At 45.1% G+C, this 18510-nt stretch carries 16 protein-coding genes; 7 read left to right on the top strand and 9 right to left on the bottom strand.

All coding sequences use genetic code 11. From position 1 onward, the window contains the following. Window positions 1-25: 25 nt before the first annotated feature. The 4 genes from dnm_RS15080 to dnm_RS15065 form a co-directional block, all read right to left on the bottom strand. Window positions 26-2293, bottom strand: a complete 2268-nt coding sequence (locus dnm_RS15080) for a spermine/spermidine synthase domain-containing protein (RefSeq protein ID WP_207683456.1) — start codon at window positions 2291-2293, stop codon at window positions 26-28. A 94-nt stretch (window positions 2294-2387) separates the two neighbouring features. Continuing rightward, window positions 2388-3314 carry an AmmeMemoRadiSam system protein B gene (gene amrB / locus dnm_RS15075; RefSeq protein WP_207683455.1) on the bottom strand — a complete coding sequence of 309 codons (927 nt, stop codon included), beginning with the start codon at window positions 3312-3314 and terminating at the stop codon, window positions 2388-2390. Window positions 3315-3388: 74 nt separating this feature from the next. Continuing rightward, entirely contained in the window at window positions 3389-4534 is a 1146-nt protein-coding gene (locus tag dnm_RS15070; RefSeq protein ID WP_207683454.1) for an AAA family ATPase, read from the bottom strand. Window positions 4535-4857: 323 nt separating this feature from the next. Further along, complete coding sequence (locus tag dnm_RS15065) at window positions 4858-5502, bottom strand: hypothetical protein (protein ID WP_207683453.1); 645 nt, start codon at window positions 5500-5502, stop codon at window positions 4858-4860. Between the two features lie 226 nt (window positions 5503-5728). Between dnm_RS15065 and msrA the strand changes: the two genes are divergently transcribed. Continuing rightward, complete coding sequence (gene msrA / locus dnm_RS15060) at window positions 5729-6196, top strand: peptide-methionine (S)-S-oxide reductase MsrA (protein WP_246556333.1); 468 nt, start codon at window positions 5729-5731, stop codon at window positions 6194-6196. Between the two features lie 93 nt (window positions 6197-6289). On the opposite strand, the gene dnm_RS15055 is transcribed toward msrA, so the two are convergent. Then, entirely contained in the window at window positions 6290-7180 is an 891-nt protein-coding gene (locus dnm_RS15055) for a transposase (protein WP_207683451.1), read from the bottom strand. A gap of 539 nt (window positions 7181-7719) precedes the next feature. Between dnm_RS15055 and dnm_RS15050 the strand changes: the two genes are divergently transcribed. Further along, a complete protein-coding gene (locus tag dnm_RS15050; RefSeq protein WP_207683450.1) occupies window positions 7720-7914 on the top strand; it encodes a hypothetical protein in 195 nt (64 codons plus the stop codon). Between the two features lie 367 nt (window positions 7915-8281). Here the strand turns inward: dnm_RS15050 and dnm_RS15045 are convergent, their stop codons facing one another. Further along, window positions 8282-8812, bottom strand: coding sequence for a hypothetical protein (locus tag dnm_RS15045; protein WP_207683449.1), 531 nt, complete (start codon window positions 8810-8812; stop codon window positions 8282-8284). 156 nt (window positions 8813-8968) lie between these two features. On the opposite strand from dnm_RS15045, the gene dnm_RS31640 reads away from it, so the two are divergent. The 4 genes from dnm_RS31640 (at window position 8969) to dnm_RS15030 (ending at window position 11030) form a co-directional block, all read left to right on the top strand. Continuing rightward, window positions 8969-9085: a transposase gene (locus dnm_RS31640; RefSeq protein WP_207683448.1), complete on the top strand. Its 117-nt coding sequence runs from the start codon at window positions 8969-8971 to the stop codon at window positions 9083-9085. Window positions 9086-9349: 264 nt separating this feature from the next. Further along, window positions 9350-9742 carry a hypothetical protein gene (locus dnm_RS15035; protein ID WP_207683447.1) on the top strand — a complete coding sequence of 131 codons (393 nt, stop codon included), beginning with the start codon at window positions 9350-9352 and terminating at the stop codon, window positions 9740-9742. Window positions 9743-10419: 677 nt separating this feature from the next. Continuing rightward, window positions 10420-10551, top strand: coding sequence for an Rpn family recombination-promoting nuclease/putative transposase (locus dnm_RS30720; RefSeq protein WP_219739706.1), 132 nt, complete (start codon window positions 10420-10422; stop codon window positions 10549-10551). Between the two features lie 5 nt (window positions 10552-10556). Further along, the gene (locus dnm_RS15030) at window positions 10557-11030 is read left to right on the top strand and encodes a PD-(D/E)XK nuclease family transposase (protein WP_207683446.1); all 474 of its coding nucleotides are present in this window, start codon (window positions 10557-10559) and stop codon (window positions 11028-11030) included. A gap of 16 nt (window positions 11031-11046) precedes the next feature. Here the strand turns inward: dnm_RS15030 and dnm_RS15025 are convergent, their stop codons facing one another. Together dnm_RS15025 and dnm_RS15020 are read right to left on the bottom strand one after the other, a co-directional pair. Next, on the bottom strand, window positions 11047-11367 hold the full coding sequence (locus dnm_RS15025) for a hypothetical protein (protein WP_207683445.1): 321 nt from the start codon (window positions 11365-11367) through the stop codon (window positions 11047-11049). Window positions 11368-11547: 180 nt separating this feature from the next. Next, complete coding sequence (locus tag dnm_RS15020; RefSeq protein ID WP_207683444.1) at window positions 11548-15678, bottom strand: hypothetical protein; 4131 nt, start codon at window positions 15676-15678, stop codon at window positions 11548-11550. Between the two features lie 61 nt (window positions 15679-15739). On the opposite strand from dnm_RS15020, the gene dnm_RS15015 reads away from it, so the two are divergent. After that, on the top strand, window positions 15740-15892 hold the full coding sequence (locus tag dnm_RS15015; RefSeq protein ID WP_207683443.1) for a hypothetical protein: 153 nt from the start codon (window positions 15740-15742) through the stop codon (window positions 15890-15892). Between the two features lie 37 nt (window positions 15893-15929). On the opposite strand, the gene dnm_RS15010 is transcribed toward dnm_RS15015, so the two are convergent. After that, entirely contained in the window at window positions 15930-18233 is a 2304-nt protein-coding gene (locus dnm_RS15010; RefSeq protein WP_207683442.1) for an HD domain-containing phosphohydrolase, read from the bottom strand. Window positions 18234-18510: the final 277 nt, after the last annotated feature.

Below are 18510 nucleotides of genomic sequence, written 5' to 3'. Positions count from 1 at the left end.
AATCAGTTTTCAATATGAAGAACAGTCAGATAAGAGATAAAGCTGCCAAAGCCAGTACCGCCATAATTGCCGCTGTCTGTTCCATACCCAAAAACGGAATAAAGAGCAGGCTCGCAAGTAATGAGCCAATACACCCGCCCAGCAAATCCGCGGCATAGAGGGGCGAGACCACAAGTTTCTGGTCCTGTACGCCGGACAGACTGGCAAAGGCAAAAATGCCGGATACCAGAAAACCGGCTATAAACTGAAAAAATGATACAAGAAAAAGACCTGAGGGATAGCCTGATTTTAATAAAACAATAAAAACCAGACTGAGGATGCCGAAACCGGTGAACAAACTGCTTCCTATCCCCCACCGGACTGTGCGGCTGAACACCAGATTTTTATCAGGTTGTATCGGGTCCTGATTTCCTGCCATTTTCAATGTCAGTCTCATCACCGCGAGTGATCCCGCAGACAGTCCGGCCATAAACACCATCAGCAAAATTCCGATATTCTGAAACAGCACCCCGCTTTTTATCTGATAATGAAGAATGAGCATGGTTTCCACAACCATTCCCATAAAACCAGCCAGGGCGGCAAGGGTAATTCTTCTGAGCTTCGGTCCGCGGCGGGCCAATAAAAATAAACCCATCAGCGGAACTATATAAAGATATGGGATATCTTTTGAAGCAGTGACAGATGAAATATCCCAGTTTCTCATGTCGGGGATAAATTTTGACAGCCAGATCATGCCGGAATACTGGTAGCAAACCGGCCGGCTGTCCGTGTTAAGGGGGGCTTTTACAGAAGATATCTGACGGGGGATTTGGAAAAACCTGTCATTTGTGAGTATATAACTGATATACGCAGGGGTGATGAGCCTCGTGTTTATCTGTCTTTCATTAAATCGCTCAGTCAGTTCGGACGGATTTCTGATTAAGGGAGCGTTTGACGCGAGGACGATATTGGTCACTCCCGGAAGTACCAGAACATCACCAAACACAGAGGTCAGCGCCAGATAAATACTTGCATTCCGGTAGGTAAGAAACTGGGTCCAGATATTTTCCGATGACGGCAGACGAAACGCCAGAATCCCGCCTGGTTTTAGTTTGTCAGCGCATTGTTTGAAATACTCACGGGTATAAAATCGGTTTGACTGACCCGAAGAAGGCTCGGACATTCCCATTAATATGAGGTCATATGGCTCCCTGTCTTCTAAAAATGCTCTCGGATCAGCATGACGGACTGTGACAGATTTTGAATTCAGTACATTCAGATAATTTTCAGGCAGATGTTTCCGTGCCAGATCAAACAGGGCAGCATTCAGTTCCACATAATCCACTTTCCGAGGCTTATGTTTTAAAATTTCCCTGACAATGCCCTCAAGACCGCCTCCTGAGATCAGCACCCGGGCCGGTTCCTCATGCTGTATTGCTGCAAAATGGACAAATTCCTCAGCCGCGGTGTTTTCCGTATCAAACCCCAGCACGCCATTTTCAAACACCACGAACTGACCTGCCTCACCCTCAATGGTAATCCGGCTGTAAGGCGAATCATAAGAATCAACAAGACGGGGATGATTCCATTGGGTCATGTAGTGATCAATAGCCGAAGCAGATAAGAAAATAAGCATCAGCATCAGAAATACCAAAGTTCTCACATAGCTGCTAATTGGAATGGGGGTATGGCCCTTTGGCAGATAGCGAATAAAAGAGGATAAAACCGCCAGCAGGCTGCACACCATTGCAATTGTAAAATTTTGAACACCGAACAATAAAAGCAGGGTTGATGTCAGCCCGCCTGCCAGCCCGCCTGCGCTTTCAATCGCATAAGCCATGGCAAGCGTCCGGTCTTTTTCAACATACAGTTTTGCGGCCCATTGGAACAGCAGTCCCAGTAAAACACCAATGGGAAGAAGGGAGAGGATAATCGCCGTGATCTGCTGTCCGAACGGAAGGTATGCCCCTGGTATCCCTCCGAACAACAACCTGACAGAACGGATAAACACCACCTCGAGCGGTAACAGAATACCAAAAATGACAAATAAAAACCTGACAACCATTACCGAAGGTGAATACGTTCTCCGTCCGATCACAGCGCCGATGGCAGTCCAGAACAGCCAGACCCCCATCGCCAGAATATAAATTAACTCAACACCGTAAAACGCCACATTCAGTTCACGGAGAATGATGACCTGACCAAGAATAGAAATAAAACCAATAGTGAGGAGATAGAAACTTGAAACTTGAAACTTGAAACTTGGGATGCCCAAGACACGCCATAATTTCAAGTTTTCAGATTCAAGTCTCAAATTTTCAGCCTCCGATTTCGATTTTTCAGTTTCAAGTTTCAAGTTCCGAGTTCCGAGTTCCGAGTTTCAAGTTTCAAGTTTCAAGTTTCAAACATCAAAAAAAGCATACCGCGCCATACCCCACCACCCGATAGCGGCTTCCTACGGGAGAGTCACCAGAATTGGCGTAGCTGATGAGTCTTGCTGAGTTTGCCCCGAGTTGTTTTGCCGTTATCATGGCGGTCATAATGGGAGCCAGACCGCACGCGCATGTTGACAGGTTTTTAATATTGCCTGTTTCCTGTTTTTTTATCGTCGTGCTTACGATTTTCGGGTCTAATGTCAAAATGGCGTCCAGTGTTTTTTTATCCACTCTGTTGGCGTCTTCATAGTTGGGATAATGAGAAAGATCGGAGCTTGCCACAATTAAGACTTGTCGGTTTTTTACCACATTTGCCAAGACATTACCGAACCGGGTGCATAACTCCAAATTTGGTGTTCCGATAACTGCGGCGACAACTTTAACATTTGGAAAAAGGGTCTGAACAAAGGGAACCTGAACTTCAATGGAATGCTCACGGGCATGAACAGATTCGTCAGACACAAAATCTTTTTCAGCATCAGTGAGTTGTTTTGCAATATCTTTGTCGGTCTCTATGATTCCCAACGGGGTTTTATAGTTTCCCGGATAAACAGAGACACCGGTAAAACCAAAAGTGGTGTGATTGGTTCCCAGCAGGATGATCAGATCATAAGTGTGGCTGGCAGCTTCGTTAAACGCGTTTGCCGCAATCTGACCGGAGTAAACATACCCCGCATGAGGCGAGATAATCGCCACGGGTCTTTTCCCTGAGGGCTTTACAGCGTGTTCAAGATAACTTTTCACGATCTTTGCCAATTCAGACGGATCTGCCGGATAGAACTGACCTGCGACAGCAGGGGCCCGGACTTTGGCGTTAACATTCAGGTCTGTTTCGGCAGGCAAGCCGCTGCTCTGGCTCAGAATGATGATTAAAGCAAGGCATACTATTTTTCTTTTCATTTTTTCTCCTCACGCCAACAGGTTAAAAATATTTGGTTCAGTGCTTTGCCCCTCAACCAAAAAGTATATATTCATCAGAGTCTTATCCCTCTTCTGTAGTCATTTAATTGTATGAGTTGTTTAAAAGATTCATGCCTTGATTTTCCAAGATTATAATCTTTTGCATCTTTGGTGGAAATTACTCCGCCTTTCCTAAAAACAACCTTCCAATATTCCATGCCTATGGCATTAATAATGTAGGGATGATGGCTGGTTAAAATAAACTGAATATTACGGTTATCATACAGTAAATTTTCAGTTAATGTATCTATGCAATTAATTCCCAAACTGTTTTCAAATTCGTCAATTAATATGACAGTGCTTTCCGTACAAAGAAATAATTGGCTGATCTGAAGTAATGTTTTGAACATACCTGAAGAAATTTTATTGTGAAAAATCCATTTGGAAACATTTTTTTCTTTTATTTGAAGATGCGGGCTATTACGAATAAAAAAAGGTAAATAACCTTCTTTCACAGGTTCTAATTTTATATTTTCAACCTGAGAGAATATATTAATAAAATTTTCCTTAATTATATTAAATACGTCCGACTGAGTTTTATACACCAAAGCAAGTTTCAGATATGTCGGAATATTGGCATTTCGAATGCTTTCCAATGTCGGATGTTTTTTTACAAAGCGATCAAAGTTTTCAAAAATTGGAATTCCTCCGGTATCGTAATCATCACTCCGAATAATTTTATTTAAACCTTGAAATACCGGAGCGATTCTTTCTTCCTCATTAAAAAGATTTAAGGCGCTTTTATAAGATGAGAGCTTAGGAGTTTTTTTTCCCTCCAATTTAATTTCATTTTCTTTTCTTTCAACAAGGAGTTCATCATTTAAAGACAGCTTTTCATAAATTATTTTAGGACGGGATACAGCCTCAGCCTTTTCCTCATCTTCAAAAAAATCACCATATGAGAAATCCGCAAGTCCGCTCTGTTCAAATGCTCCCTGCCATAAATAGTTCTTATTTTTAATTGAAAATTGTATTTCCCATTCTGCTCCGTCCAAAGATTTTCCTTTTGCAATTTCTTTTAAATCTGACAACGATTGTAATATTATTGTCTTCCCCACACCTGAAACTCCGACCAGCAGGGATAAATTTGAGAAATGAATTGGTTCTATTACTAATCCCAAATTTAAGTTTTTAAAACTGAAACTGTTTATTTTCATCATAGTCTCATTAAATTTTACAGTTAACGCAGAAGTTCAGTGACGGATATATTTATCGAAAAGTTTTCGTGCTGTCATATGCTTTGTCTGTTTTTTTTTCTGTCATTCCGTTCGACTGAGTTCACGCCGAAGCCTGCGAAAGCAGGAATCCACTGCCTTTTTATCGGCAAACGTCGGCAAAAACGGATACCTGCTTTCGCAGGAATAACAGACTGTTATCGAAATTGGCTCAGAAAACTTTATCATCGGGTAATAGCGAATATATTACAAATATATATGATCGAAATTGGGCATCATGTCAAGATAGGAATTTTGAGTTGAATATGTTAAAAAATTTTTGCAGGAGGGTTGGCAAAAATCCGAAGTGCAAAAATCCGGAGTGTAAAAATAGAGCGAAGCGCTTTTTTGCAAAAATTCGGAGTGCAAAAATAGAGCGAAGCGCTTTTTTGCATAAATCCGGAGCGCAAAAATCCGGAGTGTAAAAATAGAGCGAAGCGCTTTTTTGCATAAATTCGGAGTGCAAAAATCCGGAGTGCAAAAATTCGGAGTGCAAAAATAGAGCGAAGCGCTTTTTTGCATAAATCCGGAGCGCAAAAATCCGGAGTGCAAAAATAGAGCGAAGCGCTTTTTTGCATAAATCCGGAGCGCAAAAATCCGGAGTGCAAAAATAGAGCGAAGCGCTTTTTTGCATAAATCCGGAGCGCAAAAATTCGGAGTGCAAAAATAGAGCGAAGCGCTTTTTTGCATAAATCCGGAGCGCAAAAATCCGAAGTGCAAAAATAGAGCGAAGCGCTTTTTTGCATAAATTCGGAGTGCAAAAATCCGGAGTGCAAAAATAGAGCGAAGCGCTTTTTTGCATAAATTCGGAGTGCAAAAATCCGAAGTGCAAAAATAGAGCGAAGCGCTTTTTTGCATAAATCCGGAGCGCAAAAATCCGAAGTGCAAAAATAGAGCGAAGCGCTTTTTTGCACTCTTTTTGTCCCGAAAACTTTTCAATCTGCTGAAGCTTGCTAAATCTTTTTTTATGTTTAAATTATTCTTATTAGTAATCGTTACTATAAACTAAATTTAAACATTCTGAAAAGGAATATAAAAATGAAGATAATGCAATTCATTATGATTATATTGGTTATTATATTCGGATGGTTTATAATTTTTCTGTATGCTGAAAATTCAGATACACAGGAGATAAAAAAAATGGACAATAAATTTAAAGAGATGCACGTTGCAACATTTGCCGGAGGATGTTTCTGGTGTGTGGAATCAGATTTTGCAAAAATTGACGGAGTGATTCGAACAGTTTCAGGATATACCGAAGGCCATAAAGAAAATCCCTCTTATGAAGAGGTTTCCTCAGGAGATACCGGCCATGTGGAAGCAGTTCAGGTCTGGTATGATCCATCCCGTCTGACTTACGAGGAATTGCTGGATGTCTTCTGGAGGCATGTGAATCCCACAGACAGCGGAGGACAGTTTGCGGACAGAGGCAGTCAGTATCGTCCGGTGATCTTTTTCCACAACAACGAGCAAAAACGCCTGGCCGAGATATCCAGAAAATCGCTGGATATGTCAGGACGGTTTGACAGGCCTGTTATCACAGAAATTCTTGAGTTTAAATCATTTTATGAGGCTGAGGAATATCATCAGGATTATTATAAAAACTAAAGTCTCATCCAATTTTTATTCTACCTTTTTGTTATCAGGGAGTTACAGAACGTATTTCAGGGCTTTTTTATGCAAGTTATTGAAAATAAATCATTATATGTCGTGAAGTTCCCGTGCTATGAGTCTGACCGCCCGTCGGAAACTTGTTTTCCGGGAACACTGACGGCGGAAAAGAGCGACGATGAGACCCGCCATGGCGACACAGGAGAGATGGGAGCGCACCGACGCCGCCTTCCGAAACTTGGATTTTCCAAGCATAAGATATTGCTTGTAATATTTGAAACACATTTCGATTTCCCACCGTTCCTTATACGCCTTGTGAATTCTCACCGCATTGTAAAATTTTTTGTTGCATATGAGAACGTCGTGAACAATTTTTCCGTTCCTCAGCACGCGGCGGCGTATCACGAGTATCACCTCTCCGTAAACATGATGCCGTGCGGATATTCGCTGATAGCAATGACCTGCTTCCGAATAATTCCATTGGCGGTCCGCCACTTTTCCGACAATTTCGTTCGGCGTCAGCAGTTCGCCTCCGAATTCGAATTTGTGCCTGTTGCCGGGTCTGGTCACGATGCGAAGTCCGGCGACCTCCGCGGCTGTCATAACTTTCTGAACACAGAAGGCGCTGTCGGCGAGGAATTCCGCCTCTCCGAGACTCACTTCCCGTCTGTCGCACTCTTTTTTCAGAAGATTAATCTCATCCCGCACGATATCGTTTTTCGAACGGTGGTCGGGATGATCCTTCGGAAACCACATGACAAAGGAGAGAGGAATCACCATGTCGCCGGAAACAGCGAGAACCAGGACATAGTTATGGCCCGTGATATGGCGTTTTTTGCCGTTGTCGAACAGTTTTTTTACAAATTCGATACATTTTCCGAACTTCTCGGATTTCGTGTCATCGGCGATAATCCTGACTCTCAGCCGGCTTTTTCCCGTGTCGTCGGAATTTTCGAATTCTTCGATAAATTCGAAAAACACAGGCATGCTCAGCATGTGAAGCAGTTTTTCAAAAGCATGCGGATAACGGGCGAGAATTCTGTAAAATTTTCGCAGATCCCGGCCATATTTCCCAATGAGATCGTTAAGAGTGTCCTCCTCCGTGAAAGGGAGGAATATTATGACCCACAGCCACTGCCACAGATGAGGAGCCTTATGATAAGGAAAACCTGCCCGGATCAGCAGGGTTCTCAGATATCTGTCCGTCAGGCGTCCGAACAGGGAATGACATTTTTTTTCTGTGTTTTTTTGCTCATGGCAAGTCTCCTTTTCTGAAATTTTTTACCTTATATATTACGGAACAGGAGTAAAAAAGCAAGAAAATATTTCAAAAAAAATAATGAGTCAGAAAATATTTTATATTCAGCAATTTGCATAATTTTAGCCCGAAATATGTTCTGTAACATGCTGATAATAAAATATGAGAATTAAAAAGCCGTTATACTTTAGTCATATGCAACAAAAAATTTTACAATGCGGTGAGAATTCACAAGGCGTATAAGGAACGGTGGGAAATCGAAATGTGTTTCAAATATTACAAGCAATATCTTATGCTTGGAAAATCCAAGTTTCGGAAGGCGGCGTCGGTGCGCTCCCATCTCTCCTGTGTCGCCATGGCGGGTCTCATCGTCGCTCTTTTCCGCCGTCAGTGTTCCCGGAAAACAAGTTTCCGACGGGCGGTCAGACTCATAGCACGGGAACTTCACGACATATAATGATTTATTTTCAATAACTTGCATAAAAAAGCCCTGAAATACGTTCTGTAACTCCCTGATAACAAAAAGGTAGAATAAAAATTGGATGAGACTTTAGTTAGTAATATAACAATTTGTCTGATTATAACGGATTTAGGGGAGGCTCCGATTTCGGGATGCTGTCCGCAACCTTCTGTTTTTACAGACAGCCGGGCGCACATACCCGGAAAACCGGGTTTTCGGAGGGGACGGATGTCCCGGATTTCCGGTTCTCAGAACCCCGGCACGGAGAAATTTTACGCTTTATCATTTAATAATTTCAGGATGTTGCGCCCTCCCCTAAATCCATTATAATCAGCAATTTGTTATATTATTGACCTTTCCATAATCACGCCAAAGCCTTGTCCAACATGTGATTATCGGGAATAATACTCTGAAAATGCTCTTTGAAAATTTCTCTGACGTCAACGAATTTCGGGCAGAGTCTGACTAACTTGTTGATAGTCACGTCTCGGAAGCGTCGGAGCTTCCTCAGATTTTGTTTAATCATGTTGACAACGAGGTATGCGATTACTTTGATGCCGACGCAGGCATGAGCCCCCTTCCGATCCCGGAGATGCATTGCTCCCAGTTCGAAAGTGTTTTTGATGAGCTTCCGGAATTCTTCGATGCGATGATGGAAGGCGAAGGCATGCAGTGCCTCACTGCTACGCAGAGGTCGTCCTGTTATAATAAGGTAGCTGACCGCCCGTTTGCCTTTCGGAATATAGAAGACGAGAATGACCTTGCCGAAAGTCTCGCTGACGGCTTCGGTGCGACACACCGGCTGTCCGGCCGTTCCCCATCCGGGAGTGAGGCTGTCTTTCATATCTTTCCGCCACTGACCGGCCTTCCGGCTTTGTCCGTCAATCTCGAACACATAGTTATCTTTTCCACGGAAAATTCCGGTGATGGTCGGTAAAAGGACAGTATCTGACGATCCTACGTCTTCGTTTGCAAGGCTGGTATCGGACAGCGGAGCTGTAGCCGACGTATCCGATTCGGACGAGGATTAACGAACATACCGGTTGAAAAAATGGCGGATGTGAGAACCATTCTCGCATTTTATCCGATCCGATGGTCTGTCGAATTATTTTTCAAACAGTTCAAATCGGTACTGAACATTCATAAGACAGAGGTGAAAAATAACTGATTATAACGGATTTAGGGGAGGGCACAACATCCTGAAATGACTATATGTCAGAATGGAAAATCTGTCCGTCACGGGGTTCCGGGAACCGGAAATTCAGGATATTTGTTTTCCCGGAAACCGACGTTTTCCGGGAATGTCCGTCCGGCTTTCTGCGAAAACGGAAGGTCGCGCACAGCCTCCCGAAATCGGAGCCTCCCCTGAATCCGTTATAATCAGAAAAATAATGAACACAGACTCAGATGCGAGATACTGGGAAAAGCGACAGTGGTGATGTTCATATCTTATTGTTATTCAAATGCCAGGTCGGAAGCCTGGCGGCTGCTCGGTGAGGAAATAAGTATTGACAAGACAGTGAAATACTTCAGAAGAAACATAGCCGGACTGAAAGTGCTGCTTTCGGATTCTGCTGACAAAGCTGCAAAAGAGGTCAGAAAAATGATAATAAAAACAGTCCGCTCATGCCGGAAAGAGAGGCAGAAAAGCAGAAAGAACTCATCGGACATACTGACTGACGGATCCTTTCCCGAACATTATAAATATGTAAAGATAAACCTGTCAGAACCCGGATGTCCGGCCAGAAGTTTTTCTCTGTCTTTCCGTTTTTTCAACCTGATAAATATTAATTTGTTTTTTGAAATCATTCCGTTAGCAGCTTAATTAAGTGTGCTTAACTTTACACCTATGGTATTATACCTCGGCTCCGTTGAAGCTCCGAGATTGCCGATACCCTCTTTCCCGAAAAGTGAAACACCGAGGTATTATACCTCGGCTCCGTTGAAGCACATTGCACTGGCTTGAGATGTCAGTAACTCCGGGAAACACCGAGGTATTATACCTCGGCTCCGTTGAAGCATAAGCCTCAATGTAAGCTTCTAACTTGGTATGAGAAACACCGAGGTATTATACCTCGGCTTCGTTGAAGCTGATTTTTTATTAATGCCTCTACAACCTCAGAAAAAGAAACACCGAGGTAAGTACCTGAGCAAAAGTTTTTTATATTTGCCCGGGAAGAAACCCGGCTTTTTTCCTGGAATGACCCGCCGCCCGTGAAGGAAAAAGCCGGGTTTCTCCGCCGTTCGCAGAAAAAAGATATATAAAAAACTTTTGCACAGGTACTTATTATACCTCGGCTCCGTTGAAGCATCCCCCCTCCACCTTACTCCGATCTGGCTTCCCCTTGCAGACCAAAGGGATGTTTCTGTTGACACACCACCATTTTCCATATATTTTGATAACAGAAAATAAAAAACAAGGAGGGGCTGCCATGAGCGCAAATTTGCAGAAACAGGTTGACGGACTGAAAAAACGGACAGCCTTCGGAAAACGGTGGGTCAATGAAAATTTGTCTTTATAATGACGTGGCGTTCAAATGGGCTTTCGGAAGGCAGGAACAGACAAAGCCGCTGATTTCCCTGCTGAATGCGGTTACGGGATATGATCCCCCTGGTACAACTGCTACCGAATGACAAATGTGAAAAGTCATAAACTTTTAAGCAGGCATTGGAATCTCTATTATATGGAACTCGGTAAATTTCAGAAAGCCCTGAGGGAGGGCGGCGTGTCGTGGAACTCACTGGAGCAGTGGTGCAAATTTCTGTCTGAGACCCATGAACCGTCGGAGCCTCTGGAAGAAAAATTCAGAAATAACAAAGGGATAAGGAAGGTACATGAAATGTTGCAGGAATTTACAGAGGACGAAAGACTGAGAGAGCAGTACCGGCTGCATGAGGCATGGCTCAGAGACCAGCGGACCATGGAGCGGGAACGCGTGGAAATTAAGGAAAAACTGGCGGCCGAGACACGGCTGAGAAAAAAGGCGGAAGCTGAGTTAAAAGAAAGGGAAAAACGTTCCGTTATGGGTCTGAGAGAAGCAGGGTATGCGGATGAACGTATTGCCGATATGCTGGATATCCCCGAAGACAGAGTGAAAGCTGTCAGGAAATAAACAGCGAACCTCACCATCAAAGCAGACTGCCCGGTTTTCCATGTGGGAATGCCTGGGAATCACCAGAAACCGTCTGGAACAGGAAGTAAAGCCCCGGGCTGTCGCTTCCGGATAGCGTCGCCATGAAAGGTTTCACAATCCGCATTTCGATACAGCAAGCCATTTTTGCCTTGGTCACAGCAGAACTGTTCCTGCTGACACGGTGGCATTTCCCATAATTCTGATAATTGCCAAACTGCAAGTTTGGCACTCCGGAAGGGGAACTGAAAGGAGTACTGAACTTGCAGTTCAGCTTCTGCCAAACTGCAAGTTTGGCACTCCGGATATTGCCTGCCAAACTGCAAGTTTGGCACTCCGGACAACATTTTTTTAAACGGTTATGACCCCTCGGTTACAACGAAACATAAAAGTTTAACAGGATTTCGAGACACCTAACACCTAACACCTAACACCTAGCACCTAACACCTAACACCTAACACCTAACACCTAACACCTAACACCTAACACCCTAACACCCTAACACTTCTTACCCTTCAGCGGAGGCGGCTGTTCTTGCCTGCGAAACGATACTTTTCTCCAGATTTTTCCCTGGATGAAACAGTTCCAGCCCCACCCGAGCCATTTCAGAAGCGATATCGCCAGCCACAGGGACCAGAGAAGCATTAAAAGATGAAAGACCCATTGCGGCAAAGAAAAAACCTGGGGCTGAGGCATCATCGCCTCAATTCTGTCCTGGGTCCAGTGCAGATAAAAATTCCCGGAACCATTGCCTGAAATCTGCATCCTGGGAATTCCCAGCAATCCCTTTCTGATGGCCTCATAAAGCGCAATAAACGCCGCCAGTGTCCAGCCCGTAAGCCCCAACTGAATTCCGTTGAAAAAGAACCAGTGATCCGGAGGCATATATTTTTTACGCAACCCCAGGGCCAGGAGCCAGCCCACAATAAGAAGGGCGGATTCAGGAGAAACTTGTGTGAGTCCCAGACTCAGCAAAAGCCAGTGGCGAATTTTCAAAGGTGTCAGGGTTGTTTTTCCGAGGCATAAGGCCGCCAGAAGCACAACAAAAAGATAACTCCAGAATAATACCGCTGGCCCCAGTCTCGGACCGGCTGTCCAGAGAATCCATCTGTTTCTCGGCATATGAAAAGTGACATTCGCGTTCACAGCCTGTTCTCCGATCCTGATCTCAGGTCCCTCTGTCAAAAGAGATGATGAGGTCATCTGATACCATTCCACATAAATTTTCTGGCTTCCGGGGCGAAGCGGAATGACCACTTTTTGCCCCTCCTGCCGGATGGGCTGGCTCTTATCATTGATTTTCACCAACTGCAACTGAGCGTCCTCCGGCAGCGTTATTTCATGCTGCCCGCCCCGGCTTGTCCGTACTTTTAAGGTCAGTCCCGCCTTATTGACAATTTTATCTCTGGGCTGGCCCGGAGTCCATTGCAAATGGGCGCTGTCAATGGTAAGCAGTTGCCCGGGAATTGCTTTGGGCCGTGAAATTTCAATCTGAACGCTTTCTCCGGGCCAGGGCCGCCATTTGGGTCGCCAGTGTCCGGCCTCGTCCTGATGATGAATGACCGAGATTCCCGATGTTTCACAATGCCATATGGGACTCGCATCCAAAACCCAGGTTTCGGTCCAGGGAACCGATTGCGGGGCTTGCAGCCGGATTTCAGGAGACATGTCAAGTGCGGATGTCCATGTGATTTCCTTTGCTCTGGCATCCATGTTAATCATGGCCTGCCCTTTTTCCACATGGATTCCAGCAGTGGTGACAGATTCCCCTTCAATAAGCGGCATGGATACGACCACCGGAATACCCGCGGGGGTCAGCCGCCTGATGGTGGTGGAAATTTCCCAGGTCAGTCCCAGGTGCAGCACCCGCTCCACATGAAGAAATGGCGGAAGCGTATTGTTCTGACCCGTGAAATTATCTCGGGCATTTTTTTTCACCCGGGTCAGCTGAATACCCGTTTCAACCGTGCCGTTCTCACGGATTCCCTGCACATCCCATCCCTCGCTTGTAAACACAGCCCGATGCGGCTTTAATGGCAAAGGAATCTGGACAGAATTTCCACGGCCTGTTTTGCCCATCAGGGTGATGGTGTGGATGCCCTGGGGAACCCGTGTCCATAACAGCCCCTCGGCATCCCTTGCAAGTGCTTTCGCAGATTGCTGGTTCAAATTCAGAAACACCTCATCGGGAATCCAGGATTCTGATGACCCGGGCAAAGGAACGGCTGTTTCACAGGCCGCGTGAATTTGGAGAAGAATTTGCAGGCTGTCAGGAGACACCTTCAGTTCCATACGGTTGCAGTCCGCGCAACTGGGCAGACAGTCCGGTTTTTCCAAAAGCCGGTCCCGAAGTTCCTGTAAAAGTTCCTTTGGCGGATAAGGGGAGAAATTTGAAATTTGAAATTCGAGATTTGAATCTTTTCCTGAGTCCGACGTATTCGCATCCCGCGCACCGGATTCCGCATTTGAAAATGTTCCCCACAGCATCAGAAATGCAAGTGTGAGGACTGCGGGATTCAGTTTTTTGTTCATCTCCTGCCACCAGTGGCGCAGATCTGTCAGACTGAAAATGAAAAAACCAAGGAGCATCACCCGCAAAAAGGAAAGCACAAGGTTTGTAAAAGGCGACAGCAGCCATAGCCGGATATGCTGATCCTTATCCACAGGCCCGTTCCATCTCATGCTGACAGACCGCCATTTCCACGCGGGCAGCCCCGGACCGGTCTGAATCAGGGCGTTGGGGTCCTGTTTAAAAACCGCCTGCTTACGATGATAAAGACTTTTTTCCTGCTTTGCCCACTGAGAAGATGAATCTGAATAAGATTTTACCTGAGGAACAGATTCCGATGACATGTATTGTTCATTTTTCGTGCTGTAAGAAAGGCTGTCCCTCGTAATTTCCCGGGCAAGTTCCAACTGAGGATAAATCCCCCATCGCATCTGCTGAACCATAAAAGGAATCGCCGCAACCAGCAGGACAATCACGGAACCAATCCCCCACAGCATGACAAGCTTTTTTATCCATCCTTCGGGCAGAACCCGTAAAAGCGCCATGGCCGCCAACAGATGCAGCCACACAAAACGAGGCGCACCCGGCTCATGATAAATGAGAACCATTGTGACCAGAGCTAAAATGCCATAGCCCCGGCTCCTGAGTTTTAAGACTGAAATTCCGATGATAAGGACAATAAAGAAATCCAGCAAAGTCCAGCGTTGAAACCATGTTCCCGGCAGGACATCCACGCCTTGTGCGGTGAGAACACGCCATCCCGGAGGCAGGTTCATCACTCCGGACACTTTTTGGAAATCATGATCCCATCCTACCGCGGGAACTGTACGGGCAGACGCGTCAAACCTGGAATCCGCTACCAGAGAGAGTTCTCCGCGACGCAGCTCCACCCCTGGTTTTTTATCTGCCTGAACCGTGATGAGCTGATCCGTGCCGTCCGCGGAAACCCGCCCCAGAATCCCGGGCGGATTCATGGAAAGATACCATTGACGTTTCAGGGTTCCTGTGATCTTATCCTGGATGGTAAATCCGTTGCCGTCAAAATCCAGCCACCATATTCTATGGAGATTTAAACGATCCGGCGCTGGCTCAGGGTCTCCCCGGCGAATTTCTTTCAATATCATCTTCGCACCGGGCTGAATGATATAGGCGGGAAATTTTCTCCATTCCGAAGGCGTGTCCGTCTGGGCAGGTTCTACGGACGAGACCCCTTTAATCTCTGTCATGCGAAGGTGATGCTGAGATTTGAAAGACCAGATTTCCTGTCCGAACATCCCCTTGACAGGTCCGATTTCATAAACTGGCGATTCAAACCGGGTAAGAATTCGAATCTCCCATCGTCCGGGACGTGCCTGAATCATCAGCCCGTGTTCGGGAGTGATTCTCGCAGGCAGCCGGCTTTTAAGACGCATGGGAATGGCGTTTTGCAAAAGGACTTCCTCCAGTCTGACCTCCCTGGCCCGGCCCGAAATGTTGAGTTGAAGGTGAGTGGTGACTTCCATGGGGATGGTGTCATTTAACAGGCGATAAATTTTCACATCCAGACGATCCTCCTCATCCTGGGACACAGCTTGTTTCTGGAGCCATAACTGACCGTTTTTATCAAGTACGGGAGAAGCCACGGGCTGATTGTTTATAAAAAGATTTACCAGACCGATATCAGGAGGAATCCGTATCATCTCAGGCATTTCGCTCCATTCAAAAATGCCCTCTGCCCGGTGTTCTCCGGGAACCATACCAATACATGGAACAGAGTGCCGATTCATAACTGGCACGTTTTTATAATCCAGCCGGACATGTCCGGGCCAGATTTTCGGGCTGCCCGGAAGCGGAACCCATGCTTTTGCAAAAATGAGCCATTCCTGTTCAAATCGCCCCCTGTTTGATTCGATAAATAAATTTAACCGGGAGGGCCAGGTGCATCGGCTGATCTGACCGTTATTATAATTTGTGGGACACTGTTGTTCTTCTGTGTCATGAAGCACCCACGATTTCCAGTTCGCCAGTTCAGGGGGGATATCTGTTTGTTCTGAATCTGCTGCAAAAAGGGGCAGGGAGAAGAAAAAGCCTGCCATGAAAATACCTATGATAAAAACAACCTGAATTCGTATTTTAAACATGGGGTTCTCCAGAGTGGTTTGAAAAGCATGTGGTGTTGTAATCCTTGAACACAGAGACTTAATGCCATTTCCAAGAATGAACCAGTTCGTAGTTCCGCCTTTAGGCGGTGTGACACCGCCTAAAGGCGGAACTACGAACTGCTGTGTCACACCGCCTAAAGGCGGAACTACGAACTGCTGTGTCACACCGCCTAAAGGCGGAACTACGAACTGAAAAAGCCGGCATGTTATTTTCCGGAAATCGCCTAACGCTAGTGATCAAGCTGTTCCGGATTCATCTGTTTTTTTGCATACTCCCGATACAGGCCTTCCTTGATAAAAAGGTCATAAACATCCGGGTCAATCTTATTCTCCTTTTTCATGTTCTCCAGTATTCCGACTGCCTCGGAGAGTGTGGCAGGTTTCTTATACGGACGGTCCCCCGCGGTAAGGGCTTCGAATATGTCCGCGATGACCATAATACGGGACTGCAAGGGAATATCTTTTCCTGAAAGTCCCTGGGGATAGCCTGATCCGTCCAGTTTTTCATGGTGTGCCCATGCGTAATCCGGAACACTTGCCAACGCCCTGGGAAAAGGGAGTTGAAATAAAATATTCCATGTCATTGTGGCATGGTTTTCAATAATCTCACGTTCCTCATCCGTAAGGGTTCCTTTTCGGACACACAAATTTCTGACCTCGTCCCGGGTCAGGTAGGGAAGGGTTTCACCATTCATAAAATATGTTTTGCCGGCAATTTTCCGCAGGTGTTTTATCTTATCCTCATCCATGAAGTCTCTGTTGCATAATCTGATAAATTCCAATTCTTCATAAAGGGTTTTTATTTCGTTTGAAAATTTTTTGTCCGCGTGTTCGGTTTCTGAGAAATTTTTTCCGCTTTGCAATATCTCAATTTTCCGTTGCAGGTATCTGTTTTCAACAGACTTGGCAATCAGATGAAATCTTGTTTCAATCAGATGAATACGGTCAACTATGGCTTCGAGTTTTGTTGCCTTATCCATAATATACTGAGGTGTGGTTATTTTGCCAATATCGTGCATCCATGCGGCCAGCCGCAGTTCCTCCATTTCATTTTCATCGAAACAGGCATCTTTTAACGGGCCTTCGGAGGTTTCATTGATTTTTTTTGCAATCATCATTGTCAGCTTGACAACCCGCTCAATATGTCCGCCAGTGTATAAAGATTTTTTTTCGATAGCCGTGGCAATGCTTTTGATAAACGCGTCAAACAGATTTTTTATCTTCTGGAGCGCATCTTTTAAATCCCGGATCAGCTGATTATTTGTCAGGGCCACGGCCGCCTGTGACGCCAGGGAGGCAACCAGGTTCTCAAGGTCCGGGGAAAATGCAATGACTTCACCGCTTTTATTCTGAGCATTCAGGAGCTGGAGTACGCCAATAATCTTATTTTCGTGATTTTTTAAAGGAATAACCAGCATGGATTTGGAAAGATACCCGCTTTTTTTATCGTAATTTTTGGGTCCTGTGAAATCAAATCCTTTATTTTTATACATCCCCGGAATATCATATACATCCGGAATGTTTACAATTTCGCCTGTCAGGGCCACATAGGATGACACCTGGGAATAATTGCCTTTTCCTTTTTCATTATAAAGCGGCACATGAGGCAGGGGAAACGGCGCGTTGGGTAAGGACGCAATTTTCTTGGCTCCGTCCATGCGGGTTTTCATGGTGTCATTTTGAAAGATCTCAACCTGGAGATATTTCTGGTCCTTATCAAGAATATATAATGTGCCAGCGTCGGCCTTGGACATGGCTCTGGCCTCGTCAACGATCATCTCCAGAAGTTTGCTGATATCTCTTTCAACAGAAAGGGCCTTTCCGATCTCGGCCCCTTTTCGGATACGCTTAATCCGATCTTTCAGGTTTTGAATCAGCCAGGTATTTGTCAGAACCACAGCCGCCTGCGACGCCAGGGAGGCAATCATGTCCACATACTCCGAAGAAAATGCAACCACTTCGCCGGTTTCGATATCCTGAGCGTTCAGAAGCTGCAGTACGCCGATGATATGATTTTCATGGTTTTTCAGAGGGATAACCAGCATGGACTTTGAGCGGTACCCTGTTGACACATCATAATTTCTCGGGCCGGTAAAGTCAAAGCCTTTGGCTTTATATACATCCGGAATATTTATTGTCTCGCCAGTCAGGGCCGCATATGATGACACATTGGAACGATTTTCTTCTCCGTTTTTATAATAAAGCGGAACATTTGGCAGCGGGACATCCGGCAGGCTGATATCAATATTTTTCACCCCTCCCATCTGTATTTTCATTGAATTATTTTGTAATATTTTGGCACGGAGTTCTTTTTTATCTTTATCAAGAATATATAATGTGCCTGCATCGGCCCGGGTCATGGCTCTGGCCTCATTAACGATCATTTCCAGAATTTTATTGATGTCACTTTCAGCCGAAAGGGCTTTTCCGATCTCCGCGCCCTGTCTGATGTGTTTTATCTGGTCTTCCGCATAAAGGCTCACTTCCCTGACAACCGTTTGAAGAAGCTTGTTCAGTCTGCTATCTTGTGACAAGTTAGTTATATCAGAACAGATATCAGATCGGTGGTGACTAACTTCTGGAACAAAATATTGTGAAGAATTCATGTTTTTTCCCTTACAAAACAAATAGCAATAAAAACAGAAAGCATTAAAAACAGCAACCTCTTCGACCTCGTTCCCACGCTTCGCGTCACTGCCATTAAGTTAAGCTTCCGGAGTGCGAAAATTATTTTTCGCACCCTCGCCGGAAACTGTTTTTGTCACTTCGGATGCTCCTTATCCTTAACTTAATGGCAGTGATGCTTCGCGT

The organism is Desulfonema magnum, from assembly GCF_017377395.1.
In the GTDB taxonomy this organism is placed as follows: Bacteria; Desulfobacterota; Desulfobacteria; order Desulfobacterales; family 4be13; genus Desulfonema_C; species Desulfonema_C magnum.
This window is presented reverse-complemented; position numbering and strand designations above follow the sequence as displayed.

Bases quoted from the DNA above. Each gene is read 5' to 3' on its own strand.
- amrB (WP_207683455.1), bottom strand. From the start codon at position 3,314: ATGAAAAGAAAAATAGTATGCCTTGCTTTAATCATCATTCTGAGCCAG.
- dnm_RS15070 (WP_207683454.1), bottom strand. From the start codon at position 4,534: ATGATGAAAATAAACAGTTTCAGTTTTAAAAACTTAAATTTGGGATTA.
- msrA (WP_246556333.1), top strand. From the start codon at position 5,729: ATGGACAATAAATTTAAAGAGATGCACGTTGCAACATTTGCCGGAGGA.
- dnm_RS15050 (WP_207683450.1), top strand. From the start codon at position 7,720: ATGTGTTTCAAATATTACAAGCAATATCTTATGCTTGGAAAATCCAAG.
- dnm_RS31640 (WP_207683448.1), top strand. From the start codon at position 8,969: ATGGCGGATGTGAGAACCATTCTCGCATTTTATCCGATCCGATGGTCT.
- dnm_RS30720 (WP_219739706.1), top strand. From the start codon at position 10,420: ATGAAAATTTGTCTTTATAATGACGTGGCGTTCAAATGGGCTTTCGGA.
- dnm_RS15020 (WP_207683444.1), bottom strand. From the start codon at position 15,678: ATGTTTAAAATACGAATTCAGGTTGTTTTTATCATAGGTATTTTCATG.
- dnm_RS15015 (WP_207683443.1), top strand. From the start codon at position 15,740: ATGCCATTTCCAAGAATGAACCAGTTCGTAGTTCCGCCTTTAGGCGGT.